The organism is Bacillus cereus group sp. MG9, from assembly GCF_040459995.1.
GTDB classification, from domain to species: domain Bacteria; phylum Bacillota; class Bacilli; order Bacillales; family Bacillaceae_G; genus Bacillus_A; species Bacillus_A mycoides.
In genome coordinates this window covers 2519792-2544784 of sequence record NZ_JARVHC010000001.1, presented here as the reverse complement: position 1 = coordinate 2544784, position 24993 = coordinate 2519792, and the positions used below count along the sequence as shown (strand labels likewise).

Genomic DNA, 24993 nt, shown 5'->3' with positions numbered 1-24993 from the left:
TCGGATTCAGATTTTTTTCAAATGTTCGTTTCCTCTTCAGGAGTAAAATCTGCTAGTTTCGTATTTTTTTCTGCTTATTGGTTGCTTTCAACTAAATTCATCATAATTTTAATCAGGACTTGTATTTTATCACTCGAATCCTTGATGCTATCCCAAATCGCTCAATAAATAGACAATGATTTTACTTTTCAACTCCACAAAGCAATTTTATCTCTTTAATTTGTTCTATATGACGCTGTTCATGCAAATAGATCAGTTCTATCCACTGATCAAGAAGTAATTCTCCAAGAGCTGGATGCGTCACTGATTTTTTCGCTAATATAGATTCATCTTCTATTGTACTCAGGAAACGCATCAATTCTTTTCTAGAGTCGTTTAACAAATCAACCATTTGCTGTACTTCAAATGGTTCTATACTTGGTTCAATCATTTCTGGGGCTATAAATTTTATCGATCTATCTAATAAAATAGTGTGAATTTCTTTACGCTCATTTAAGATACTATCCACCTTTTTTAATCCCGATGAAATAACTGTTATAACTCTCTCATCTAATAAAACTAAGTGATGACAAACTTGTGCTATACTCCATTTATCCTTATCTGGTTTCCTATTAAATTGAGCATCACTTAACAAAGTAATTTCCTCAAATAATTGATTTCTAGTTTCATAAAACTTGTCATTTACAAATGTATTCATGTGAATTCTCCTTTCGCTAGAACCTACAGACTTAAATTCCTACGCTAGAAATATTCTCTATGGAAAAAAGATTTTCCTTCACTATTATTCCAATCCAATCTTTTCTTTCTTTAGTAGGTTCTCTAATTCATGCTGAAATGTATGAGTTCTCTCAACATCCTTGAAGATTTCCTTGAGGTTATTATGTGCTACAGCTACATCATAATACTTTCCACGGAATCCTTTCAATATAACTACATAAAACGTTCCTAATTATCAATCTAGCATTAAATATATGTAAAAAATCACTCTATTCATTCATTTTTAATGCTTATGTATGTACATTTGTTAATTTATTAGTTATATTATGGGTATTGAATGATTACGAAAAGTTAATAAATCGCTTGTATAACACCTTATATTTTTTTATATCCGTGAAAACTACAAAATGTATAAAATTCCATTTGTCAAATGAATTTAATGCGGAAGGAGGTTTGTGGTTACTTCATCGGGATATAATAATCAGTTTTGAACTGATAAAAATATAGGAGGCGACATAATGTTTCGTACGATTTCAAATTTCATGAGAGTAGCTGAGATAAGAAACAAAATTCTTTTTACACTAGCGATGCTAATTGTTTTTCGAATTGGCACGTTTATTCCAGTTCCTCATACTAACGCAGAGGTATTAAAAGTACAAGATCAAGCCAACGTTTTAGGTATGCTAAACGTATTTGGCGGAGGAGCACTGCAACACTTCTCAATCTTTGCTGTAGGTATCACACCATATATTACAGCTTCTATCATTGTACAATTACTACAAATGGACGTTGTACCTAAATTTACAGAATGGGCAAAGCAAGGAGAAATGGGCCGTAAGAAATCAGCTCAATTTACTCGCTACTTTACAATCATTCTCGCATTCATACAATCCATTGGGATGTCTTATGGTTTTAATAATATAGCAGGTGGACAATTAATTACAGATCAAAGCTGGACTACATACTTATTTATTGCGACAGTTTTAACTGCTGGTACTGCATTTTTACTTTGGTTAGGTGAACAAATTACCGCTAATGGCGTTGGTAATGGAATCTCAATGATTATCTTCGCAGGACTTGTTGCGGCGATTCCGAATGTCGCTAATCAAATTTATTTGCAACAATTCCAAAACGCAGGCGATCAGTTATTTATGCACATAATAAAAATGGTTTTAATTGGACTCGTAATTTTAGCGATAGTTGTTGGTGTTATTTACATTCAACAAGCTGTTCGAAAAATACCGATTCAATATGCAAAAGCTGTTTCAGGAAACAATCAATATCAAGGAGCAAAAAATACTCATTTACCTCTTAAAGTAAATAGTGCAGGTGTAATTCCTGTTATCTTTGCTTCAGCCTTTTTAATGACGCCGCGTACAATTGCGCAGCTCTTCCCTGACTCGAGCGTATCTAAATGGCTAATTGCGAATCTTGATTTTGCACATCCATTTGGAATGGCGCTTTATGTTGGTCTTATCGTTGCTTTCACATACTTCTATGCATTTATTCAAGTAAACCCTGAACAAATGGCTGAGAATTTGAAAAAGCAAAACGGATATGTCCCGGGTATTCGCCCAGGTAAATCTACAGAACAGTATGTAACAAAAATTTTATACCGTTTAACATTTATCGGTGCGATTTTCTTAGGAGCAATTTCAATATTACCGCTCGTATTCACGAAAATCGCAACATTACCACCATCTGCTCAAATCGGTGGTACAAGTTTACTAATCATCGTAGGTGTTGCATTAGAAACGATGAAGACGTTAGAAAGTCAACTTGTGAAGCGTCATTATAAAGGTTTTATAAAAAAAGTGAATTAATTACAAAAACACACTAGAAGTCACAATAGCGACCTAGTGTGTTTTTATTATAAAAACTTATAATAACGGAGGTTTTGTCTTATGAGTCAAAGAATGTCTTATTATGATATTTCGCCTGATGGTATGAAAATTATGATGGATATGGAGAAATACACGAAGAAATCTTCAATTAATCGAGCTGTTAGAGAGCTTATAAAAATTAGAGTCTCTCAAATTAACGGCTGTGCTTATTGTATCGATATGCATACTTCTGACGCCCGAAAATTGGGTGAAACCGAGCAAAGAATTTATTGCTTAAATGCTTGGGATGATTGTGATTTTTATACTCCTGAAGAAAAAGTTGCTTTGGAACTATCGGAGCATATTACTCTCATTCCTACTAATAGAGTTCCTGAAAATCTATACAGCCGAGTACGTGAGCACTTTGACGAAAAACAATATGTTGACCTTGTGTTAATCATTAATCAAATAAACAGTTGGAATCGAATTTCTATCGCGATGGGCAATACCGTAATAAAAAAATAACACTTATCCACCAAACATTATGCGATCGATTTAGTTAAGTGTAAAATTAAATACACCCTATATTAAAACACAGTTGGTTATTTCTCCAACTGTGTTTTTGATTTTACTATCTCTAATCTGTATTCTAATGTGTTAATCATTTTCTTCAAATTAACTATTTTTTCTTCTGAATTTTGAATACGTTTCCCGCTGTTTTCCACATCATTAAGCTTTAACTACATCTCTTTTTTTAACAACCTTCCTTGCTTAAAATAAACTCCAAGTGTAGTACGATTCGCTAAAAATACACCAATCAAGATTAAACAAGCTCCAATTCCCATTGCAGGATTTAATGGTTCTCCTAATACAAAATAACCTACAATAACAGCGATTAATGGAGATACATACAACCATGTTGATGGAAATATTGGATTTGTTTTTGATAAGAGCCAATAATATAAACCGTGCCCACCGATTGATCCTACAAATATGAGATATAAAATTGGCCATTGTACATTCCAAGATGTTAAGACTGTTAGATTAGGCTGTTCCATTATAATAGATACAATTAATAACAAGATTCCCCCATAAAACATTTGAATACCGTTAATCAGAAAAGGTGATACGTCAGGCGAATTTGAAAGTATTTCTTTTGAATAAATAGAACCTATTCCGTAAAATAGTTGCCCAACTATTATGACAAGGCATGCAATACTCCATATGAAAGTAAGTTCTTGATGCATGCCAGGTAAAGATATAAATAAAACTCCTGTAAGTGCTATGAATAAAGCCAAAAACTGTTCTCGTTGTAATTTTGTTTTATTTTTCTTTGATTGTAGCAATAAAATCATCATTGGGGCTGTTGCAGAAAGCACTGCTGCTAATCCAGAAGAAATATGCTGTTCTGCCCAATATAACGTTGCGAATGTCATAAATGTTAAACAAAAGCCAGCGCCCATAATACGCTTTGATAATAAATAAGGCATAACACGCTTTTTCTTTAACTTAAAAATAGTAATGAGAATAAGACCGGCCAAAAAGAAGCGAATTCCAGCTGAAAATAACGGCGGTGCACCTGCCTCAATTCCGATTTTTATCGTTAAAAATGTTGTTCCAAAGATGATACATACTAAAATATAATTTAAAATGACCATTTTCCTTCCTCCTTTTTACTCTTGAAATGAGTATAGAGGATATGGTGTATAACAGTGTATCCGAGCATATAACAGTTGAATGAAAATATAGTTGATTGTCAGACTATTTTTCGCTTTAATTAAATTAAAAAGAAAAACAGGTGATTCTATGAAGATAGTACTACGTAAAGAATCCAACATACCATATTACCAACAAATATATATGCAAATTGTTGAGAGAATTCAAAGCGGGATGCTTTCGCATGGCGATTACCTCCCTTCTTTACGTGCTATGGCCGATGATTTGCAAATTAGTTTATTAACTGTTCGTAAAGCTTATAAACAGTTAGAAACGAAAGGTTATATACGAATTGAACAAGGAAAAGGTGCCTATATACATAAACGTGTGAACAAAGATTTCAAACCAATTCCATATCAATGGCAACAAACGAAATCCATTAATGTTATGCGTTCTCAATATGTAATGAACCAACATCGTAAATATTTTGATTTTTCACAGGCTGTCCTTTATCCACGTTTATTACCAAATCCGTTTCTTTCAGATGAAATGCACAAATTACTTAATAAGGATCAAATGATACTGGCAACATATGGACCTGTTCAAGGTGACAAAGAACTTAGAGTGGAAATAACAAACTACTTAAAAGAACACCAACAAGTAGTTACAGATCCATCTCAATTATTAATTACAAGTGGTGCCCAGCAAGGAATTGATTTAATCGCCCAAACATTATTAAAACCTGGAGACATAGTGTTAGTAGAAAGTCCGTGTTACGGAGCGGCGCTTGATGTATTTGTTAATAAAGGAGTTCAAATTATCCCTGTTAGTCTTGATAACAACGGCATTCGCTCAGATTTAATCGATGATATTTGTCAAAGAAAGAATCCTGTTTTGTTATATGTGAATCCTACTTTTCAGAATCCAACGGGCACAGTAATGAGTAAAGAAAGAAGAATGGAACTTGTAGAACTAGCAGAGCTTTATCAATTTTTCATTTTAGAGGATGATTCTTTCGGAGAGATATATTTTGAGGATTTTAAAATTCCCCCTCCAATAAAAAGCTTTGATACAAATGGTCATGTTATATATTTAAAAGGATTTAGTAAAACGTTAGCACCAGGTCTTCGCATCGCGGCACTTGCAGCTGAAGGTCCTATCTTTGAATGGTTATACGCCGTTAAGGCTTCGATGGATATTGGTAGTCCCTTATTGACACAAAAAGCACTACTTCCTTTTTTACGCGCGGAACGAATGAAAAATCATTTAGAAAAATTACGGACTGCTTTACAAATTAGACGCGATTTAACAATTGATATATTATCTCCATTAAAAGAATTAGAATTTGAAATACCTAATGGAGGATTTAACTTATGGGTTACACTCCCTCAGTCAATCGATCCTTTTACATTATTACAAAAAGCGAATGAAGTAGATGTTTCTTTTTTACCCGGCACAGCTTGTCTGATAAACCATGAAAATCAATATAATCATTTGCGAATTAGTTATTCAATGTTAAATGAAAAAGATATGTTGATTGGATTAGAAAGATTACATGATACAATTGCCAAGTTTAAATCAATGATTTAAACTCTAAAACAACAACTAACCTCTTATTCACACAATAAAAAACCAACACTTTAAAATTTTATTAAAAGTCAAGATATTAGCTGAACCTATTATTAATAGTGAATTCTTATCTAATGTCATACATTTTATATGTATAAAAATTAAAAGGATAGAAGAGCTTGAATAAATTCGCCCTATCTATCCTCTTTTTAAACACAAATGACTAATCATAGCGGACTTCGCTGTCACCAGAACCTGTATTGCTCTATTGCTATGCTCAAACTTCTTTTTATTACTACTTGTTCAATAAGAGGTGTTTTCTTCCTGCATAAAATTTATTTTATAGGGGATTCATTATACTTATTAAAACAACAACATGATATAGACAAAACCAAAGAATAAACATAATGGACTATAGAACCAAGTGTCATATCTAGCAAACTGAGAATGTTTAATTTTTTTGAAAAATCCAACAAACTTAAAATCACTAATTGCCCTAACAATGAAAACTAAAGCACAGACAATACTTCCGATTTTAGATAAACTATTTGCTTCGAACCCCTGTAAATAACCTACTTGAACAACAATAATGACACTAGCTAATAGAATAAGAATGGCTACGAATAATGTTCCCCATATTCTCGGAGTAAAAGCAGGCTTATATTCTCCCTCTTTTACTGGGATAACAGCAGCAGAACCCCATCGACCTCCAAAAGCCCAATAAATATGCAAAAAACTGATAAACCACAGAAGCCCCACAGCTACTACTATTAATAGTAATTTCATTTATTCGCCCCCAATTTCGTAACTTCAAAGATAACATACACTACCGTATGTTATAGTGAAAGTATTGTCCCTTCAGGTTTTATAACCATATTAGGGACATTTATTATCGAATAATCAATTATGCCTCAGCATAATTCCGTGACATCCGCCGGAGGCTTCCACTTCTTTCAGTGGATGTTTGGACACCCGCTGAAAGAAGTTAAAAGCTCAACCATTTTATCAATATCAAAATTAAGATTTGCTTCAAACCTTGTCATCCATCCTACATACGTTAAATAGGCAAGTCTCGCTCGATCAATTGATTCAGTTTCGTCTACGCCCATTTTTTGATACAATTTTGCAACACAAGAAATTCTTTGTTCTTCTATATCTACTAAACGTGTTGCCACAACAGGATCGTATTTAGCCCAAGCATAAATACCATTCTCAATTTTTTTATCTCGATTAAAACTAATCTGTAATAGCTGTTCTAAAGAGGCATCCTGTTGCTCCATACTTTGAACAATCAGCTTTGTTGCATGCACTTCCCAAAAGTCGAGCATAGAATCTAAAAGCTCTTGATGGTCACGAAAATAGTGATAGAAGCTTCCTTTGCTTATTTTTAGCAATCGAGCAAGTGCTTCAATGCGAACTTTATGTATACCTTCATTAGCTAATTGTTGTAATCCTACTTTTATCCAGTCTTCCCTCGTTAATTGCATATTATCTCTCCAATAAAATACGGTAGCGTATGTTTTACGTTAGATTACTACTATTCTCATTTTTTGTCAATTATTCATTCTGTTTATTTTTATGAACTTTAATGTTGTTAATCGTAATATTGATCGTCATCACCCTTGATAAAATACAAGCACATACTAAATCAAATAGATTTTCTGTTTTGCCCAGTAAAATATCTTCCTCTGTAAATTTCAAGAAAATTTGGATGGTCCACAGCCTAAAACCCTTGAATAAGCAGTTAGACCACTAAATTTTCCTGTATATTATTTTAAGTCATATTAGATTCACATGTATAAGGGATATATCAATGATTTTGTTGGTCAAGTATACAAACAATATAACATTCATGTAATAGAATATACTATATTACACGAAAGGAGATAGCGATATTTGGAATTAAAAAAATTTATTGATCCCCTTCCGATTCCCTCTGCAATAAAACCTATAGGAATATATAAAGGTAAGCCGTTTTATGATGTACGTATGATTGAAACGCTACACAAGTTTCATAGTGATTTACCAAAGACGAAAGTATGGGGTTATAATGGAATGGTACCTGGTCCAACGTTTGAGGTAAAAAAAGATCATCCTGTATATGTGAGATGGTCAAACGATTTACCTAAAAAACACTTCTTACCTGTTGATACAACTGTTCACGGGGCGCATGATAACCCAGAAGTACGAACTGTTGTACATTTACATGGAAGCCCAAGTGAACCAGATAGCGATGGTCATCCTGAAGCATGGTTTACGAAAAACTTTCAACAAACAGGACCTAGTTTCGTAAAAGAGATTTATCATTATTCGAATCGAGAACGAGCAACTGCCCTTTGGTATCATGATCATGCACTTGGGATTACTCGTTTAAATGTATATGCGGGTCTCGCAGGACTTTACTTGATTCGTGATAAAGAAGAAAAATCACTACCCCTACCTAAAGGGAAATACGAGATACCACTTATCGTTCAAGATAAATCTTTTAATCCGGACGGTTCCCTATTTTATCCTGCTCAACCTGAAGATCCATCACCAGGTTTACCATACCCTTCTATTGTTCCTCTATTTTTAGGAAATACAATTGCAGTCAACGGGAAAGTATGGCCATTTTTAAAAGTGGAGCCCCGCAAATATAGATTTCGTTTATTAAACGCTTCTAATACTCGCACATACAAGTTCCAATTAAGTGACCTTAGCTCATTCTTTTTAATAGGGACTGATGGAGGCCTTCTTAAACGGCCGATTAAAGTACAAAGTTTAGATGTTTCACCAGCAGAGCGTATTGACATTATTATTGATTTTTCAAGGTTTGAAGGGAAAAAAGTAGTTTTACAAAATGGAATTGATTTAGATAATCCAACTGGTGAGATAATGGAGTTCCAAGTAACGAAAAGATTACCCTGCCCAGATAAAAGTAAAATCCCATGCAAATTAAGTAACATTGACTTTATTCCCGTAGAAAAAGTAAAGAAAGTAAGACGATTAACATTAAATGACTCAGAGGATGAATTTGGGCGTCTTATGCTTTTATTAGATAATAAAGAATGGGACGATCCAGTGACAGAAACACCTTTATTAAATTCTGTTGAAATATGGGAGTTAGTAAATTTGACCGTTGGGATTCATCCTATTCATATACATCTAGTTAATTTTCAAGTTCTTGATCGTCATGATTTGAATGGAAACTTATTAGATCCTCTCCCAGCTGATTTCGGTTTAAAAGATACCGTGCTTGTAGCAGGTGAACAGACCGTCCGAATCATAATGAAGTTTGAGCCCTATTCTGGAGATTATGTATGGCACTGTCATCGTTTAGAGCATGAAGACCATGATATGATGAGACCGTTAAAAATCATACCTTCCAATCTTAATAGACACAAATTAAATTAATAGATACAGTAGATAACACGAAAGTCCCTTCAGGATTACTGAAGGGACTTTTACACGTTTGCGAAAAGTGCCTTTATGTACAAGAAGCGCTTTTCAGTCTAAAACTATTTTTTCAGATTGCATTGCTCTAGAAGCTTTTCTAGCATTTCCAAAGTAACTGGTTGTGCCTTAGTAGTTAGTTGATACCCAATCCGTCCATTCGTTTCTACAGTTGCTTGTTGTAAATTCTTGATTTCATGTATACCTTTTTCTCTCAGATGCATAAATAATTGTTGTTCTGACATTTTCGCGCGTAATAAATTCTTTTTTAAGATTTCTCCGTTTTCTATAACAATAATGCTATTTCCATTTAGAAACTTTTCTACTTTTCGTGATTTCAATTCAAAAAAATGAATAATAAGTAAAACACCCGCAAAAATAAACGCAGCAAAAATAGATGGGCCTACTTTCCTACTTAATATAGGTTCTACAATAATACGTCCTATAGAAACCACAATAATAATTTCAGCTCTCGTCATTTGGCTAACAGATTTACTACCTGTCAATTTTAAAACAATAATTCCAGTGAGGATTAAAATAATGCTTTCAAAAAGTATATTCATTACAGCCCAATCCTTTAATAGTGAATTTTACTAGTATTCCCATTAAAGGATTTTTATGATATTTTAAAGTATCCATTCTCTTTACGTGCCTTATTCTTTGAAGCACCTCTCTCCCAGCTAGTACTGGTAAAGCATCAACTTTCTTCATTGCTTCTACTTGTGATTCGTTACGAATCATTGCATACACAGTATGACCTTCTTTTATTAGCATTGGTATTAAAGAACGTGCTGTTGCACCTGCTACAAAAATTTCCAAATGTGTTTCTTCTTATTTTGAATATCATAATTGAGACGAGACATATATAAGCTATGTATAATAATCAATATGAAAGATTCATCCAAAATTAAAGCTATAATGTTGGCTAGCAACCAATAGTGATAACATGATAATTGAATTTGATGGATATGGAATTAATGAGTATGTTATTGGTCATAACTGTTCTATCAGTAAGTTAAAAAAAATGTATTTTAACGTAAAAAATAAAGAGTTATCTAATGAGGCGCTTATAAATTTATTTTGTGTACGTTATCATTTTGAAAACATTCCAAAGTCATTACAAGAAGACATTAAGAGCCATGTCCTCATTGACTTAGATACGGACTATATTTATATCCCTAATAGATAACAATAACCCAGTAAACTAAAATGGTTTAATGTAACTTACGATTCAGACAAGAATTTAATAAAATAAGTAATTGCCCAAATGGAAGTCGCGAATTGAGTGACAAAATACATTGTCCATTCGAAAGAAGTCAGTTTTCTCTCTCGTTTAATCTTCTTTAAGTATCTGTAAAATATTAATGTACTCAAAAACATAAGTAATAAAGAGAATTGTTGTAAATCATCGACTATACGTACCGCCATAGACTCCATCACCCTCCTACGCAAAATATAGACTATACTTTTAAGGATATCATTTTTTTGGTAATGATTCCCTATATATTTAATGAAGTTAAAAAATGTTTTATGCGATATATGTGTAAAGATAATAAAGTTGTTTAATTTTGTTCTTAGAAATACATTAATCGCCTACTCATAAATTTGATGGGCGATTATTATTTTTGTTTAATAATTGCTTTATTTCACACCATTTGCAATATGCTTTATTTCAATCACGACATTAATAATAGGTTTTGGTCTAAATGATTCTTGCAAGGAATCTCCTAATCTTGGACTTACTGATTTGGAAAAATAAAATTATTATGATCGTCTCAATTACCATTATTTTGGAGAACAATGTGCTATTATATATTCGTAATCAATGAAATAATAAGAAAGAAGGGGTTGTTGTGGAAACAAAGATTATAGAAACAGAGAAGAAAATTGATTCAAAATCCCTTTTGGCTTTGGGATTATTAATTATTTCCGGGATTGTATATCAACTTTTCGCAGTGTTAGGAGATAATATACCTGAAGTATTGGGAATGATTCTTGAAGCTTTATGGAATCTTATATTATGTGGAATTATAGGATACTATTTTTTAGGAAAAATATCATTAGAGCAATTTAAACATTTTAATATTAAGACATTACTTTGGGGTTTGCCTTTAACAATTATCGTAGGTATGGCTTCCAACTTAATATTCAGTTACATTTTTGAACCTGCAACTAAAAATTCCGTTGCTGAAGTAATAAGTATTTCTATGATTTTATTCCGTGTACCCTTTATGTTAATGGGTGAAGAGTTGATTTGCACTAATATAATTATCGCATTACAAAAATTAGGATTAAAATTTGGCACGGCATCATTAATATGTAGTTTGTTGTTCGCTTTGTGGCATATTCCAGCTTATGGTTTTGTGCCAATGCAGTTATTAATAACTATAATCCCAATTAGATTAGCACTAAATTATATATGGAAAAATTCAAAAAGTATTTGGGTAAGTTGGATTTGTCACTTTATTTTTGACTGTATTTCATTTGTACCAATGCTTTTTAAATAACTATTTTATCCCTCTATTTGTGGGCAGTAAACGCCCAATTGGTGAAGGCTAATAATCAGTGGAGAATGGACACCTCCACACTGATTAAAGTTTCACTTTATTTTTAAGAGGACTGTATTATTTATGTACAGTCTAAAGAAAAAGAGCACTCAGCTATTGAGTGCTCTAAAAACATTAATTTTGATTCAAAACATTCTCCTCAAAATATTTCCCCCAATCTGGGCGTCTTCCATCCATATCTGTAAATCCATACTCTCTTCCTAATTCCCATGAACTTAACGCTCGTCCCGTTTTTTCATGAACATTTGGATCACTTGCTAAAGCTGCTACTGCTCTTCCAACGAAGAAAGGAGTTTCTGATGCGATAAAATGAGGGTCTTGTTTAGCTCCTTCTCGCCAATTCTCCTCTGTTACACCAAATATATCTAACATCGCTTCTGAACGAAGGAATCCTGGACTAACTGCGACAGCTGTAATATTGTGTTGTTCTAAATCTTTCGACATAGCTTCTGCTAAATGAATTGTTGAGACTTTTGCTAAACTATAGTACAAATTACCTCGATATTGATAATCGACACCATCTGTAATTTCAATAACAAGTCCCATTTTATTTTTCACCATTAATGGTACACCGTAATGGCTTGTCATTATATGAGAATGAACAGCTCTTTGTTGCATAAGTAGTCCGTTATGTAGGTTGTGTTCCCAGAAAGGTTTCTCCCATTCCGTTAAAGGATCGCCGCCCCAAACATCGTTTACTAAAATATCAAGCTGTCCATTTTGTTCGTCTTGAATCTTTGTAAATAATGCTTTAATATCTTCTTCTACCGTATGATCAACACGAACTGCGATTCCTTTTCCGCCTTGCTTTGTAACAAGCTCTGCCGTTTCTTCAATCGTTTCAGTTCTTCCCATACAGGATAAATTCCCTTTTGTACTTCTTCCTGTTACATATACAGTTGCACCGGCTTCACCAAGCATCATCGCAATACCTCTTCCGGCGCCTCGTGTTGCTCCGGCCACAACTGCTACTTTACCTTGTAATGGTTTCATTTTATTCACCTTCATTTTTATAATTCAACTTTATAACTTGGGGTATATGCTTTCTTTCATACTTCCTCATATAGATTTCGCTATTTGGAGTAACTAATTGTAACGTAATGTCACCACAAACGCCATTTGCAATTTCAAATTCACCTTGTTCATTTGAAATACTACGGTCCTTACTTTCAATTGAATCCTCATAAATTTTCACATTTGATATAGGTTCGTTATTTTGATCTACGATTATACCTCTTGAATACATACCAACTGCTATGCATTGATCATCTTCTATATAATATTTAGTAACTACCATCGCTCCAATTACTATAGTAATACATATAAACAAGGTTATTAATTTGTGTCTCACAATAAACCTCCTTATTCATATTATTCTTTTTTAAATTGAAAATTTAGACGTTCTGATTGTTTGATTTTCTCAATTACTTTGCGTATACCTTCTTCTATCTGATTTTCTTTTACATTCGATACATTTAACTTTAACAGTCTTTCTTTAGGAAAATCCCTTACATAATTTTTATCAATAGTATCAATATTTATTTGAATATCACTCAATTTTTGTAAAAACATTTCCGAAATACTGGTTTTATCTATTTCTAAACAAGTATGGATTCCTATTGTATTATACTTCTTATATTTAAATAAAAGTGGGTTTTCATTATGCACTTTTTCTAATGTTTCTGCTAGTTTTTTTGATCTATTATTATAGGAGGATTTAATTTTATTTTTATGGCGTTCGAACATGCCACTCTTTATATAAATTTCTAAAGCAGCTTGAGATATCATTGGACTATCGATGTCTAAAATCTTTTTATATTTATGGAAATCATTTGCAATAGCTGGTGGAATAACCGCCACACCGACTCGTAAACCTGGAAAAATAATCTTCGAGTAACTTTTCAGATATATGACATGATTACAATTATGTAAGCTATATAACGGATCTACTTTTGAATCAGTTTCTAAATCTGCTAAATAGTCGTCTTCCACTATAAATACATTATACTTCTTGGCCAATAGCACGATTTTTTCTTTCTCATCTTTAGAATAAGACGTTCCAAGTGGATGATGATATCTCGGTATCGTATAAAAGAATTTTATTTTTCCTGTTCGAAATATACGTTCTAATTCATTCAAGTCGATGCCTTCATTCGTACGTTTAATGCCGATTACAGGAATTTTATTTATTTCTAGATATTCAATATATAAATGATATGTTGGCTGTTCAATTAATATCGTTTCGTTTTCATTCGGAAATGGTATAGAAGTTAGTATTGCAAGTGCTTGCTGCACACCTGACGTTATAAATATATTATCTTCCTTTGTGAAAACTTGATAGTTTGCTAACTGTTTTTGCACAACCGAAATTAAAGATGGTAACCCTTTCGGTGTTCCGTATATAAACAAATCATTCTTATAGGTATCAATCGCTTTATTAATGCAATGCTGAAAATCTAAGTATGGAAAAACATCTGGATCTGGGGCCGAAGAAGCGAAATCAATAATCTCGTTACTTTCTACGTAACTTCCAGATTTCTTAACAACGTAGTATCCACTTTGAGGTACAGAATAAATAATATGACGCTTTTCCAATTCATGCAGCGCTCGTATTACAGTCGCCTTATTACATTCATATTGTGTAACAAGCGACCGTATAGACGGTAATTTCTTTCCTTCTTTTATCTCACCATTTTGAATCATACTTTCTAAGTCGTTCAAAACATGTAAATATTTATACATCATTACACCTCCTATTTTTTTGTACCGGTACAGTTTGTATTTATTCACATTGTAGCACTAGATCAGAAGGATTACTATGTACGTATACTGGCCAGTAAGAAATCAACTACTATGAGGTGGAATTATGACAAATACAACAAAAGCATATATATCAGCATTACTCTATTCATTTATTATTGGATTTTCATTTATGTTTGTGAAACTAGCACTAACCATTACGAGTCCTCTTGATACTCTGGCTCACCGTTTTACAGTTGCCTTCATAGCAGCAACCATTCCGGTTATTTTCGGTTTTGTAAAGTTAAATATATCATTTAAAAACATACTTACACTTTTACCACTCGCAATATTTTATCCAGCATTGTTCTTTGCTTTCCAAGCATTTGGCTTAGTATATACAAGTTCATCTGAAGCTGGAATTATACAAGCAGCGATCCCTATATTTACGATGATACTAGCTTCCTATTTTTTAAAAGAATATACGAATACATGGCAAAAAACATCAGTATGTATTTCTGTCATAGGTGTCATTTATATATTTGTTATGAATGGTATAGGGGCTCATGAAACGAGCTTTATCGGTGTTATTCTCATTTTATTATCGGCATTATCATCTGCTTGCTACAATGTATTAGCTCGAAAAATGACAAAGAAATTCAAGCTGATGGATTTAACATACACAATGACAGCAATCGGTTTTATTAGTTTTAATTTCATCGCAATCATTGACCATATGAACAAAGGTACAATAACTGTATACTTTAAGCCATTTACGAATGGAACATTCCTTATCTCCATTTTATATTTAGGATTACTATCTTCCTTACTGACAGCATTATTATTAAACTATTCATTATCTTATATTGAAGCAGCCAAAATAAGTGTTTTTAGCAACTTATCTACTCTTATTACCATTATCGCAGGCGTTGTATTCTTACACGAGCAAATTGCCTACTATCATATTGTCGGTACACTTATGATTGTTCTTGGAGTAATAGGCACAAATTTTCTAGGAAAAAAAGGAATCATAGCGAAAAAGAAGAATACCTCCTTGAGTAAATAAAAAGTGAGGGGTAAATAATGCAGAACTCTAATACGATCGATATCCGTAATATACATGAGCTAGAGAACGAATTATCTACTTTATTAAGTAAACCCATTTCTTCAGGAGAAGATTTAGAAAATTGGCTGAAAATACAGTCGAAATTAATATGGGAAATCGAAGAACAATTGAGAACACACTATATTGACTTTCAATGTAATACAGATAACAAAGAAATAAAAGATACGTTTGAATATGATCAACAATATGTAAGGCCTCTTTTGAAACGTTATCAAAATTCCTTTGATAATAAATATTTAGAGTTACCATTTCGAATGCAACTTGATCCAAAAACTTATAGCTTACTAGATAAAAAAATAAAAAATGCGCAAACATTATTTTGTGAAAAGAACATTGATTTAGAAGTAAAAGAAGACAAATTAGTAACCGAGTACTTCGAAATTACAGGCAGTTTGACTGCACTATGGGATGGCGAAGAAAAAACAATTACTGAACTACAGTCTTACTTACAAAATCCGAATCGTGATATACGAAAAAAAGCAAAAACGCTCATTTCTGAAAAATTCTTATCTGTTGAAAATAATTTACAACATATTTTAAATGAATTAATTGCAATCCGTCACCAAAAGGCAAAAAACATTCAATTAGATAATTATCGTGATTATATGTTTAAAAAATATGAACGTTTTGATTATACGGCTGATGATTGCTATGAACTTGCAGAATCCGTTCGTAAATACGTTGTGCCACTTATTGATAATATATTTAATGAGAAAAAAGCTGAACTTCAAGTAGATACACTTCGTCCGTGGGATCTAAAAGCAGCCGCACCAAATCAAAAAGTATTAAAACCCATTGAAGACGAGAGTGATTTAATCGAAAAAAGTTCTCATATTTTACAAAAACTAGACCCAGAATTTTCTGCATTATTGAGCCGTATGCATAAAAATGATTGCTTAGATTTAGAAAGTCGTAAAGGAAAAGCACCTGGAGGATTTTGCGAACACTTACCTGCTTCTCAATTATCTTTTATTTTTATGAATCTCAATCATACACATTATGATGTTACTACTTTCCTCCATGAAATGGGCCATAGTATTCATAATGAATGTATGAAGCAGCTAAAGCTACAAAAATATTTAGAAATCCCTTCAGAATCAGCTGAGCTAGCCAGCATGACAATGGAATTGTTTTCGATGGAGTATTGGGATACATTTTATGAGAATACAGAAGAATTTATAAAAGCAAAATTAGATTTCTTTAAAGATATTGTTAAGTATTTACCACAAATGCTTATCGTTGATCAATTCCAACATTGGATGTATGAAAATCCAAATCATACTGCTAAAGAAAGAAATGAAAAATATTTAGAATTACATAACACTTACCAATCGAATGTGGTAAATATTGAAGGTTATGAAAACTGGATAGCAACTGGCTGGTTACCTGTACTACACATATTCGAAATACCATTCTATTATATCGAATATGCAATCGCGCAACTTGGTGCATTGCAAATGTATAAACAATATAAAGAGAATCCTAAACAAGCACTACAAAATTACAAAAAAGCATTATCTCTAGGTAGCTCTGAATCCTTACCAGAGGTATATGAAGCAGCTGGAATTCGTTTTGATTTTTCTAGTGAGACAATAAAAGAATTAATGGCATTTGTAGAAGAGGAATTGGAATTACTTAAACAAATATAAATAAAAAAATGCATCTGTCCTTATAGGTGCATTTTTTATTGTTTTTTATTCAATACAAATTGAATCTTTATCTCGCTTTATTAATAAGCTCTATATATTGTAGGTCCCCATATCCTATTGTTGGAAAAAGATTAAACAACCTTTTTAGTAACTCTTGTGTTGGTAAATCTTTATTTTTGGAGATATACTTTACTACTACATTATTTTCTTTTAGCATCTCTAAATATAAATCTATCGCCTGATACATTACAGGTAGTATCTCATGAGATGACTTTTTATGATTTACTAGAACTTCATTGTAAACAGAAAAATAGTTCCCTAATTCAAGTTCAATTTGACTTACTTTAAATTCATCCTCTCTGAAGCTATTTAAGTATACTTTTCCCTTATAATCAGATTGTTCAAGGTAAGAAAGTACGGTAAGTAGATTCATTTGGCAAAACATATCCTCACCAAACCATAAAACGATACATTTATACTCTTTCTTAAAAAGATTCTCTAAAGGATGAATAACCTTTTTCATATAATTTTCTACAGTACCTTGATGTCCTTCTGCCCTTGTTTTAATAAACTCATCATCAAAAATCTGTGCAGTAGTCGCATTTACACACATAGCTTCATTAAATGGAGCGTAATCAGACTCTCCCATTAGTCTTTCACTTTTAAATTCTTCATACATAAATTGACCATTTAATATGTTTAGTACATCTTTATCAAACAGCTCACTCTTCGCATTTCGTAACTGATTAACTTCAATTTTTCTAGAAAAATTCATTCTATCCCACTCCTTTCCATCATTGATTGAGAGTTTAATAAATGATGGAACCGGTATTTTGTTAAGTTGGAATTTTCCTGGGGTTATACCAAAAACAGTTTTAAATGCTCTACTATAAGCCTCTTGCGAAGAGTAATCGTAATCAAATGCGATATCAATTATCTTTCTATCATTCGTCAAATCTTCCGTTGATAAATACAATCTTCTAAGAAGAATATATCGTCTAATACTTATCCCTGTTACTTGATGAAATTTAAACGAACAGAAGTAAGGAGAATACCCCATATAATCAGATAATTTATCTAATGAAAACTCCTTTTTTAAATTGCCCTCAATCCATTCAATCATTAGCTGTATATGTTCATTCATTTATCTCCCTCCTCACTAAATATTATAAGAAGTATCCACTTCTTTTTTTTGATATTTCTTGTGGTTTATAACATTAACCACCCTCTAGAACCTTTAAATATCATATGTAATTACTCATTTCATATTTTTTCAGCTATCTTATTTTGTCATACATTTACTTAACTTTCCAATAAAGTGAAACTTTAATCAGTGGGGAGTTTGTTCCTCCCCACTGATTATTATCCCATACTAATCGGACTTTTACGGGATAAATCTTTTTTAAAGGATTCTACCAAATAAAACACGAAATTTGTAAGTTAATGAACTAGTAGTTTTGTGAGTGGAAAATTTATGTTTGGAAAGGAAGTTAAAATGAATAATATAGAAAAAGAGATACTTAAACTAATTAATAAACTATATCCAAATGATTGATTTTCAAGACTGTGAAAAACATTTTTACATATTCGATTTAGCTGTTCCAGTCTATAGCGCGATAGAATATTCTTTCGTTGGGAATGGCAACATAGTCGACTATGAGAATTCTATTACAAAAGCAATAATCGACGGATACCAGGAGGAAAATGATCTACCTACAGAAATGATAGAGCAGCTTCCATTGTTTATTAAATTAAAGGAAATATTCGAATATAGTTTAATGCATATGTATTGGAATAAAGAAGAGTTAACTGAGGAACAAGTACGGATAATGAACCTTTATAGAATAAAGATTGAAAAAAGCCATTCTTTAAACACAGTTGGTTTCCTATGAAGTACACCCAATTGTTACATTCAGTTTAACAATTGGGTGTACTTTTCTATAGATAAGTTTTCTTCAAAAGACAAAATACAAGGAGCGAAACGATATTTAATCGTACAGTGGCACCTATTTTTCAATCCATTCAACGGATTTATCTAGCTTAATGCCATCCTCGATATTACTTTCTTCCAAAGTATTTGCCCTAGCTTGAATACAAATAAAATAGAGAGGTTCACTTGAATTGTTACGCCAAATTCTTTCCCCCTCTTGTGCCACCCTTATGACAGTACCCTCTTTGATTTCAAGAATTTCATCATCAATCTTGAATTCCCCTTGTCCTTTGACGAAAATATACAGCTCTTCATTTTCTCTATGCTTATGATAAAAGGGCATTGAAATGCTTGGAGGGAAAACATTTAGTGAAACTTCCATCCCTGTACATTGTAAGTCATCTTTAAGAAATACCTTTCCAGGAGCTTTAAATGGATTTCCATTTTTATATTGAAGCAGATCCTCCCACTTTCCTACTTGAACAGCACTAAAATTTTTACCTTCCATTGTTGAATTAACAAATTGACTCATTTGTATTCTCCTCACATATTCATTTTCATAATTTGACTTTTAATTCTCTAATAAATGAATAAATCTTCTCGCAAAAAGAAACCGAATAGTCTCTTTTTTACGGTAAAAAAACGGCTCAATTATCCATAATATGTTATTAAGAAGTTTATTAGTAAAGATTGTTTTTTACATATTTATTTATCTCTACATTTATTTTATTTAGAATTTCTAAAAAACGAAGCAATCCAATTTTTATTAATTAATATTTATTTAAAATTGTAAATTAAGGCCTCAGCAGCTTCCATCACAATCTCACTTAAAGTTAGTTGAGCATGTGGTGTTAATGCAATATCTTCAACTGTCATGCCTGATTCAATTGCTAAACCCATTTCGGCAATTATTTCTGATGCACCATTACCCACGATTTGAGCACCTACTAATACACCATCTTCTTTACGCACCAATAGCCTCAAGAACCCTTTTCCTTCATTTGATACAAGTGCACGACCGTTTGCTGAAAATGGGGATTGAATCACTTTTACTTCCATGCCTTCTGCCTTTGCTCGCTCTTCAGTATAACCAACTGTAGCTAATTCAGGATTTGTGAAACAAACTGCTGGAATTGCCAAGTAATCAACACATGATAGTTCACCAGAAATAGCTTCAGCAGCTACTTTTCCTTCGTAAAATGCTTTATGTGCAAGCTGTGGACCAGCAATAATATCACCGATAGCAAAAATGTTCGGAAGGTTAGTACGGCATTGTTGATCAATTTTTAATAAACCGCGGTCAGAAAACTCAATACCGATTTTTTCAAAACCCATATTTTCAGTATTAGGACGACGGCCAACCGTTACTAATACGTAATCAGCGTCAACTTTCTTTTCTTCACCATCAATTTCGTAGGTAACAATTACACCATTTTCAACTTCTTCAACACCTTTAGCGGATGCATCTACTATTACTGTAACACCTTTGTTTATAAGGTCTTCTTTCACAATTTGAGTCATTTGTTTATCGAAGCCAGTTAAAATATCTTTACCTCCTTCAATAATTGTTACTATAGAACCGAGGGAAGCGTAAGCAGAGCCCAATTCAGTACCAATGTAACCACCACCGATTACAACCAATTTACTTGGAACTTCAGTTAAACTAAGTACACCTGTAGAGTTAATCACACGTTTTGTAAATTTAAATGTTGGAATTTCAACTGGGCGTGATCCAGTAGCTATAATTGCATTTTTAAATGTATATGTTTGAGCTGCATCTTTATTGGTTACTCGTATAGTGTTAGCATCCATGAAATAAGCTTCACCTTTTATCACTTCTACTTTATTGCTTTTTAATAACCCTTCTACACCACCTACTAATTTCTTTACAACGTTGTTTTTAAATTCTTGTACTTTTGCAAAATCAACATTTACACCAGAAGAAAAAATACCCATATTTTCTGAATGCTTTGTTTCCTCAAAACGATGACCTACAGAAATAAGTGCCTTAGATGGAATGCAGCCGACGTTAGCACATACGCCACCAAGATTCTCTCTTTCTATAATTGCCACTTGTTTCTCTAATTGTGAAGCTCTTATTGCAGCAACATATCCTCCAGGTCCAGAGCCAATTACGATTGTTTCAAATTCTCTCATATCCCTTTTCACACTCCTCCAAAAATTAGAAACAGTTAGGCCGAAATCGTTCATATTCTACACATTTTTCAATTTACTATTTTGTATTAGTACCATTCTTCTCTCATCCGTTCTTTCATAGTTCCATCATGGAATTTCTATTAAGTGATCACCCCCTCAAAAAAAACCGAACAGTCTCTTTTTTGCGATAAAAATTACGGCTTAGTTGGCCGTAATTTGTTTTTCCAATTCATCTAAAAGTCGTGACGATACTGTATCAATATAAACTGTATCTTGGTATAAGCGTGACAAGGCAAGTGCTCCTTCAAGAGAAGAAATCCAGATGATAGCAATCTGTTTTGCTTGAGTATCTGGTTTTAACTCTCCTTGCTCAATTCCATACGTAATAATCTTTTCAATTATTCCAAGTAATTGATTCATCGCTATCTGTGCTTGTTCTGCCATGAGAGGATGGGAATCATCTGCTTCTAACGTTACGTTCATGATTGGACAGCCTCCTGGAAGAGGATCATTATGAATGAGAGATGTAAAAACTGAAATAAAAGTTTTTAACTTATCCAACGTATTGGATGCTTTTTTTATCTCTTCGACATAACGCACTCCCATTTGTGAAGTTGCATGCTGAAAGGCTTGAACAGCCAAGTCATCTTTATTTTTAAAGTGACGATAAATACCGCCCTTCTCTAGCCCAGTCTCTCGCATAATATCAGAAATTGAAGAACCACTATACCCCTTTACATTAAACAGAGCAGAGGAACGATCAAGAATCATTCTTTTTGTTAATTCACCTTTACGCATTGTGTCCTCCTAAAAGAAAACGTTTGGTCTCTTTTAAGTATATGACAAACCGAAAAGAATTAGCAAGAAAAATAACGGAGAGAATCAATGAGTAAAAAAATAAATGATTCACTATTTTAATAGGGATCAAAATAAATACTTGAAAACATCTTTTATTTACAGAGGTGTACTCTCTGCCAATCTAGCTGCGCTAATAATAGGAGCCCACTGGAAAATTTCATCTCTTAATAGACCTGTTTTTTTGCAATATATATGTAAATACATTTCAGCTAATTCCACTGAATTCTGTGAATACAATAAGTATGTCCGAAACACATCCGCACGAATATCACCTGAACTAGCATCAACCCAATCTATAATTTTCACATCACCATTACTCATAATTAAATTAAACGGATGTAAATCACCATGACATAATCTAGGTTCAAATGTGATTGAATCTAACTTTTTTAATATATTTCCCTTTTGTTTTTCATCCAGATTATGAACAGAATTAATTTGACGATAAAGCCTCTTTTCCATCAGCTCTATTTCATCCGATCTCACACAGATCGCATGAATCTTTTGTTGTACACTAACACATATACTTATGTAATGCTCCGCTTTACTCAAATTATTAAGCAAAAGCTCACCAACACTTTCTCCTACTACATATTCCATAATAATAGCTTGTCTACCTTGTATCTCTGTAACTTCAAATACTTTAGGAACGTGTAAACCACATGAATATGCATACTTTTGTTTTTGTGCTTCGTATAGAGATTCTGTATTAGGGAGGCATTCTTTAAACAATTTCACAACTTTATTATCACAAAGATAAATTTCAGCCGTATTTCCTTTGGCTATCGGATTTCCTAGATTCAATTCATTTCTCTCCTTACAGTAAATTAGAATAACGCTTTATAGTCCTCTATAAATTCAGTGTAATTATACTGAAACCCTTCTTCATGAAAATAAAAAAAACTTACCCCTCCCTATAATTATATAGAAAGTGGTAAGTTTAATTTTCTAGGAATATCGGAATGAAACTCCGGTGTATGCAAAACAGAAAATGAATACCCTTGTTGAATAAACAATACTTCAGTATGTTTACTTTCAAATGGAACACCATTTTTCTTAAAATTATTTTGGATTTGTTGTAAAAACGCATGATCCGCTGTTCCGAATGAAACATGTACTTTCGGTGGTAAAGCTTTCATCGCGATTGGAATCCACGGTCGCTGCCACCAGGTTGCAACGATATATGCAGTGCCACCTATAACAAAGTTGAAAATATCCCCATCTTCCTTCGTTTTCATGTCTAGATTTGATTTCAACCATTCCGTAAATACAGGTACACTTTTAACCGGAAGACCAATTTCCCTTACGTATAAAATGTTTAACGGTGAATGCGGGACTAATACCTCTTCTTTAACATAACTATGTGCGATAATTTCGAGAAGATTTCCATCACCATCTTTAAAGTATAAATTGAATAGACCGTTTTCCTCATCAATTGTATGACCATCTTTCCATTTCACAATGAGTAATCCAGAACCTTCAAGCCATCTTACTGTTTCATGAAATTTTGAATATGGAATCTCAAAGGCGAAATGTGCAGGTGCAATCGGTTCATATACTTCCTGGAAACTAATTGTTGTGTAAGGTGTGACTTCAAATTGAATAAATGTTGCTGTTTCTGTTTTTATCGGAAAAGATAATATGTCTTTATAGACTTGTTTTACCCCTTCTATGGAAACCGTTTGTAGTTTTATATCTGATATATGTGTAATCACACTACATTCCCCCTTGTTTCTTACTATCTATTCGTATTGTATTACAATTATAAATAGATAAAATCAAACGGAAGGATTGATTTTTTATATAAAAACTACAACTTTAGTATGAATATGTTAGCTCCAATTACTTTTTATTTCCTCTATAACAACTTCTGGTTTATCCCAGTGTAACAAATGTGTAGTATCAGAGATTAATTTTACTTTCGCGCCAGTTTTTAACTTGAAAATTCTCACTGTTTTATCTCTATATTCATCCCATATTTGTGGAACTGTAGCTCGAAGCAATATAATATTAGCCGGTAACTTCTCGTAAATATCTATCGTTTCATCTTTATGCATACCTCTTATTATATTACCAGCTGTTGTACCTCTCGCATGCCAACATACTTCATTATCCATTTCAATCCCTAGGTCTTTTACAGCAACTTCTAATAATGGAGACCACCTAGTATATGCTTCTTTTTCACTTTTGAAAAATCCATCCCAATTATTAAAAATATATTCTTCAAAATCCTTTTCGTAATACGCGATTTCCTCTTCAAGCGTTTCTTCTTGAAGCCTTTTTGTTTGATATCCTCCATCAATAAGAATGCTTCCTAGTACTTTTTCTGGATTATTTAATAAATAAAATAGTGCTACAAAACTTCCCCACGAATGTGATAAAAAATAGAAATGTTCAATTCTCAGTTCATTTATTATTTCATTTAACCAGTTTGCTAAATTCAGCATCTCATAATCTTCCGTTCTTTCAAAGGGCGGTGTTTTACCATGTCCAGGTGCATCAATGGAGATAAATCTATACTCTTCCTTTAATTCTTCTGCAATTTCTATAAAACTTAAACTCGTACTACCTAACCCATGTAAACAAAAGATAACGGGCTTTTCATTATTTCCCCACTCAGTAATATGTGCGTTTATTTTTTCGTTGTTAATATAGTAACGTTTCAAAATAATTATCCCCTATATTTCAATTTTCAGATTACCACTTTACCTATTTCTATGATTTTTAAGTTTTCCCTGCATACTTTTCCACAAAAAAAGCTGATTTTCTT

Annotated in this window: 26 protein-coding genes and 1 pseudogene; 9 read left to right on the top strand and 18 right to left on the bottom strand. The window is 32.7% G+C overall.

Annotation, left to right across the window (positions count from 1 at the left end; all coding sequences use genetic code 11):
* Window positions 1-181: 181 nt before the first annotated feature.
* Window positions 182-697, bottom strand: a complete 516-nt coding sequence (locus tag QCI77_RS12970; protein WP_113936424.1) for a DinB family protein — start codon at window positions 695-697, stop codon at window positions 182-184.
* Between the two features lie 538 nt (window positions 698-1235).
* On the opposite strand from QCI77_RS12970, the gene secY reads away from it, so the two are divergent.
* Window positions 1236-2540, top strand: coding sequence for a preprotein translocase subunit SecY (secY, locus tag QCI77_RS12965; protein ID WP_002141891.1), 1305 nt, complete (start codon window positions 1236-1238; stop codon window positions 2538-2540).
* An 81-nt stretch (window positions 2541-2621) separates the two neighbouring features.
* Complete coding sequence (locus QCI77_RS12960) at window positions 2622-3065, top strand: carboxymuconolactone decarboxylase family protein (protein ID WP_353825007.1); 444 nt, start codon at window positions 2622-2624, stop codon at window positions 3063-3065.
* Window positions 3066-3142: 77 nt separating this feature from the next.
* On the opposite strand, the gene QCI77_RS12955 is transcribed toward QCI77_RS12960, so the two are convergent.
* Together QCI77_RS12955 and QCI77_RS12950 are read right to left on the bottom strand one after the other, a co-directional pair.
* Entirely contained in the window at window positions 3143-3265 is a 123-nt protein-coding gene (locus tag QCI77_RS12955; RefSeq protein WP_002032302.1) for a hypothetical protein, read from the bottom strand.
* Between the two features lie 15 nt (window positions 3266-3280).
* On the bottom strand, window positions 3281-4198 hold the full coding sequence (locus QCI77_RS12950) for a DMT family transporter (protein WP_002141888.1): 918 nt from the start codon (window positions 4196-4198) through the stop codon (window positions 3281-3283).
* A 148-nt stretch (window positions 4199-4346) separates the two neighbouring features.
* On the opposite strand from QCI77_RS12950, the gene pdxR reads away from it, so the two are divergent.
* Entirely contained in the window at window positions 4347-5786 is a 1440-nt protein-coding gene (gene pdxR / locus QCI77_RS12945) for a MocR-like pyridoxine biosynthesis transcription factor PdxR (RefSeq protein ID WP_002141887.1), read from the top strand.
* Window positions 5787-6128: 342 nt separating this feature from the next.
* On the opposite strand, the gene QCI77_RS12940 is transcribed toward pdxR, so the two are convergent.
* Together QCI77_RS12940 and QCI77_RS12935 are read right to left on the bottom strand one after the other, a co-directional pair.
* On the bottom strand, window positions 6129-6551 hold the full coding sequence (locus QCI77_RS12940; RefSeq protein ID WP_353825006.1) for a DUF3995 domain-containing protein: 423 nt from the start codon (window positions 6549-6551) through the stop codon (window positions 6129-6131).
* Between the two features lie 167 nt (window positions 6552-6718).
* Window positions 6719-7252, bottom strand: a complete 534-nt coding sequence (locus QCI77_RS12935; protein WP_002013313.1) for a TetR/AcrR family transcriptional regulator — start codon at window positions 7250-7252, stop codon at window positions 6719-6721.
* A 409-nt stretch (window positions 7253-7661) separates the two neighbouring features.
* On the opposite strand from QCI77_RS12935, the gene QCI77_RS12930 reads away from it, so the two are divergent.
* A complete protein-coding gene (locus QCI77_RS12930) occupies window positions 7662-9158 on the top strand; it encodes a multicopper oxidase family protein (protein ID WP_353825005.1) in 1497 nt (498 codons plus the stop codon).
* 104 nt (window positions 9159-9262) lie between these two features.
* On the opposite strand, the gene QCI77_RS12925 is transcribed toward QCI77_RS12930, so the two are convergent.
* Both QCI77_RS12925 and QCI77_RS12920 read right to left on the bottom strand, forming a co-directional pair.
* Window positions 9263-9760: a DUF421 domain-containing protein gene (locus QCI77_RS12925; RefSeq protein WP_002085380.1), complete on the bottom strand. Its 498-nt coding sequence runs from the start codon at window positions 9758-9760 to the stop codon at window positions 9263-9265.
* Window positions 9744-10016, bottom strand: coding sequence for a Rossmann-fold NAD(P)-binding domain-containing protein (locus tag QCI77_RS12920; protein WP_353825004.1), 273 nt, complete (start codon window positions 10014-10016; stop codon window positions 9744-9746). Before QCI77_RS12920 ends, QCI77_RS12925 begins: the two co-directional genes overlap by 17 nt.
* A 127-nt stretch (window positions 10017-10143) precedes the next feature.
* Between QCI77_RS12920 and QCI77_RS12915 the strand changes: the two genes are divergently transcribed.
* A complete protein-coding gene (locus QCI77_RS12915; RefSeq protein ID WP_353825003.1) occupies window positions 10144-10386 on the top strand; it encodes a hypothetical protein in 243 nt (80 codons plus the stop codon).
* Between the two features lie 35 nt (window positions 10387-10421).
* Here the strand turns inward: QCI77_RS12915 and QCI77_RS12910 are convergent, their stop codons facing one another.
* On the bottom strand, window positions 10422-10625 hold the full coding sequence (locus QCI77_RS12910; protein WP_000290880.1) for a hypothetical protein: 204 nt from the start codon (window positions 10623-10625) through the stop codon (window positions 10422-10424).
* A 425-nt stretch (window positions 10626-11050) separates the two neighbouring features.
* Between QCI77_RS12910 and QCI77_RS12905 the strand changes: the two genes are divergently transcribed.
* Window positions 11051-11704 carry a CPBP family intramembrane glutamic endopeptidase gene (locus tag QCI77_RS12905; RefSeq protein ID WP_353825002.1) on the top strand — a complete coding sequence of 218 codons (654 nt, stop codon included), beginning with the start codon at window positions 11051-11053 and terminating at the stop codon, window positions 11702-11704.
* A 174-nt stretch (window positions 11705-11878) separates the two neighbouring features.
* On the opposite strand, the gene QCI77_RS12900 is transcribed toward QCI77_RS12905, so the two are convergent.
* The 3 genes from QCI77_RS12900 to QCI77_RS12890 are packed head-to-tail and all read right to left on the bottom strand — an operon-like array spanning window position 11879 to window position 14506.
* Window positions 11879-12757, bottom strand: coding sequence for an SDR family oxidoreductase (locus QCI77_RS12900; protein ID WP_353825001.1), 879 nt, complete (start codon window positions 12755-12757; stop codon window positions 11879-11881).
* Window position 12758: 1 nt separating this feature from the next.
* Window positions 12759-13115 (bottom strand): carboxypeptidase regulatory-like domain-containing protein, encoded by a 357-nt coding sequence (locus tag QCI77_RS12895; protein WP_002161682.1) that lies wholly within the window; start codon window positions 13113-13115, stop codon window positions 12759-12761.
* A gap of 20 nt (window positions 13116-13135) precedes the next feature.
* The gene (locus QCI77_RS12890) at window positions 13136-14506 is read right to left on the bottom strand and encodes an aminotransferase-like domain-containing protein (protein WP_353825000.1); all 1371 of its coding nucleotides are present in this window, start codon (window positions 14504-14506) and stop codon (window positions 13136-13138) included.
* A gap of 124 nt (window positions 14507-14630) precedes the next feature.
* Here QCI77_RS12890 and QCI77_RS12885 point away from each other — a divergent pair, with 124 nt between their 5' ends.
* Together QCI77_RS12885 and QCI77_RS12880 are read left to right on the top strand one after the other, a co-directional pair.
* Window positions 14631-15569, top strand: a complete 939-nt coding sequence (locus QCI77_RS12885) for a DMT family transporter (RefSeq protein ID WP_000185903.1) — start codon at window positions 14631-14633, stop codon at window positions 15567-15569.
* A 17-nt stretch (window positions 15570-15586) separates the two neighbouring features.
* Complete coding sequence (locus QCI77_RS12880) at window positions 15587-17278, top strand: M3 family oligoendopeptidase (RefSeq protein ID WP_353824999.1); 1692 nt, start codon at window positions 15587-15589, stop codon at window positions 17276-17278.
* Between the two features lie 67 nt (window positions 17279-17345).
* On the opposite strand, the gene QCI77_RS12875 is transcribed toward QCI77_RS12880, so the two are convergent.
* Window positions 17346-18422 (bottom strand): helix-turn-helix domain-containing protein, encoded by a 1077-nt coding sequence (locus tag QCI77_RS12875; RefSeq protein ID WP_353824998.1) that lies wholly within the window; start codon window positions 18420-18422, stop codon window positions 17346-17348.
* A gap of 397 nt (window positions 18423-18819) precedes the next feature.
* Here QCI77_RS12875 and QCI77_RS12870 point away from each other — a divergent pair.
* Window positions 18820-19170: pseudogene (locus tag QCI77_RS12870) on the top strand (protein kinase); the annotation flags it as partial.
* Window positions 19171-19284: 114 nt separating this feature from the next.
* On the opposite strand, the gene QCI77_RS12865 reads toward QCI77_RS12870, so the two are convergent.
* From QCI77_RS12865 to QCI77_RS12840, 6 genes are all read right to left on the bottom strand, one after another.
* A complete protein-coding gene (locus QCI77_RS12865) occupies window positions 19285-19740 on the bottom strand; it encodes a cupin domain-containing protein (protein ID WP_353824997.1) in 456 nt (151 codons plus the stop codon).
* Between the two features lie 245 nt (window positions 19741-19985).
* Complete coding sequence (gene lpdA / locus QCI77_RS12860; protein WP_353824996.1) at window positions 19986-21365, bottom strand: dihydrolipoyl dehydrogenase; 1380 nt, start codon at window positions 21363-21365, stop codon at window positions 19986-19988.
* A gap of 201 nt (window positions 21366-21566) precedes the next feature.
* Window positions 21567-22163, bottom strand: coding sequence for a TetR/AcrR family transcriptional regulator (locus QCI77_RS12855; protein ID WP_016095405.1), 597 nt, complete (start codon window positions 22161-22163; stop codon window positions 21567-21569).
* 156 nt (window positions 22164-22319) lie between these two features.
* Window positions 22320-23027 carry a phosphotransferase family protein gene (locus QCI77_RS12850; protein WP_353824995.1) on the bottom strand — a complete coding sequence of 236 codons (708 nt, stop codon included), beginning with the start codon at window positions 23025-23027 and terminating at the stop codon, window positions 22320-22322.
* 116 nt (window positions 23028-23143) lie between these two features.
* On the bottom strand, window positions 23144-23938 hold the full coding sequence (locus tag QCI77_RS12845; RefSeq protein ID WP_353824994.1) for a VOC family protein: 795 nt from the start codon (window positions 23936-23938) through the stop codon (window positions 23144-23146).
* 117 nt (window positions 23939-24055) lie between these two features.
* Window positions 24056-24889: an alpha/beta hydrolase gene (locus QCI77_RS12840; RefSeq protein ID WP_353824993.1), complete on the bottom strand. Its 834-nt coding sequence runs from the start codon at window positions 24887-24889 to the stop codon at window positions 24056-24058.
* Between the last annotated feature and the right edge of the window lie 104 nt (window positions 24890-24993).

Excerpts from the sequence above, each read along its gene's own strand:
- QCI77_RS12970 (WP_113936424.1), bottom strand. The coding sequence starts at position 697 with ATGAATACATTTGTAAATGACAAGTTTTATGAAACTAGAAATCAATTA.
- secY (WP_002141891.1), top strand. The coding sequence starts at position 1,236 with ATGTTTCGTACGATTTCAAATTTCATGAGAGTAGCTGAGATAAGAAAC.
- QCI77_RS12960 (WP_353825007.1), top strand. The coding sequence starts at position 2,622 with ATGAGTCAAAGAATGTCTTATTATGATATTTCGCCTGATGGTATGAAA.
- QCI77_RS12950 (WP_002141888.1), bottom strand. The coding sequence starts at position 4,198 with ATGGTCATTTTAAATTATATTTTAGTATGTATCATCTTTGGAACAACA.
- pdxR (WP_002141887.1), top strand. The coding sequence starts at position 4,347 with ATGAAGATAGTACTACGTAAAGAATCCAACATACCATATTACCAACAA.
- QCI77_RS12940 (WP_353825006.1), bottom strand. The coding sequence starts at position 6,551 with ATGAAATTACTATTAATAGTAGTAGCTGTGGGGCTTCTGTGGTTTATC.
- QCI77_RS12935 (WP_002013313.1), bottom strand. The coding sequence starts at position 7,252 with ATGCAATTAACGAGGGAAGACTGGATAAAAGTAGGATTACAACAATTA.
- QCI77_RS12925 (WP_002085380.1), bottom strand. The coding sequence starts at position 9,760 with ATGAATATACTTTTTGAAAGCATTATTTTAATCCTCACTGGAATTATT.
- QCI77_RS12915 (WP_353825003.1), top strand. The coding sequence starts at position 10,144 with ATGATAATTGAATTTGATGGATATGGAATTAATGAGTATGTTATTGGT.
- QCI77_RS12910 (WP_000290880.1), bottom strand. The coding sequence starts at position 10,625 with ATGGCGGTACGTATAGTCGATGATTTACAACAATTCTCTTTATTACTT.
- QCI77_RS12900 (WP_353825001.1), bottom strand. The coding sequence starts at position 12,757 with ATGAAACCATTACAAGGTAAAGTAGCAGTTGTGGCCGGAGCAACACGA.
- QCI77_RS12890 (WP_353825000.1), bottom strand. The coding sequence starts at position 14,506 with ATGTATAAATATTTACATGTTTTGAACGACTTAGAAAGTATGATTCAA.
- QCI77_RS12885 (WP_000185903.1), top strand. The coding sequence starts at position 14,631 with ATGACAAATACAACAAAAGCATATATATCAGCATTACTCTATTCATTT.
- QCI77_RS12880 (WP_353824999.1), top strand. The coding sequence starts at position 15,587 with ATGCAGAACTCTAATACGATCGATATCCGTAATATACATGAGCTAGAG.
- QCI77_RS12875 (WP_353824998.1), bottom strand. The coding sequence starts at position 18,422 with ATGAATGAACATATACAGCTAATGATTGAATGGATTGAGGGCAATTTA.
- QCI77_RS12865 (WP_353824997.1), bottom strand. The coding sequence starts at position 19,740 with ATGAGTCAATTTGTTAATTCAACAATGGAAGGTAAAAATTTTAGTGCT.
- lpdA (WP_353824996.1), bottom strand. The coding sequence starts at position 21,365 with ATGAGAGAATTTGAAACAATCGTAATTGGCTCTGGACCTGGAGGATAT.
- QCI77_RS12855 (WP_016095405.1), bottom strand. The coding sequence starts at position 22,163 with ATGCGTAAAGGTGAATTAACAAAAAGAATGATTCTTGATCGTTCCTCT.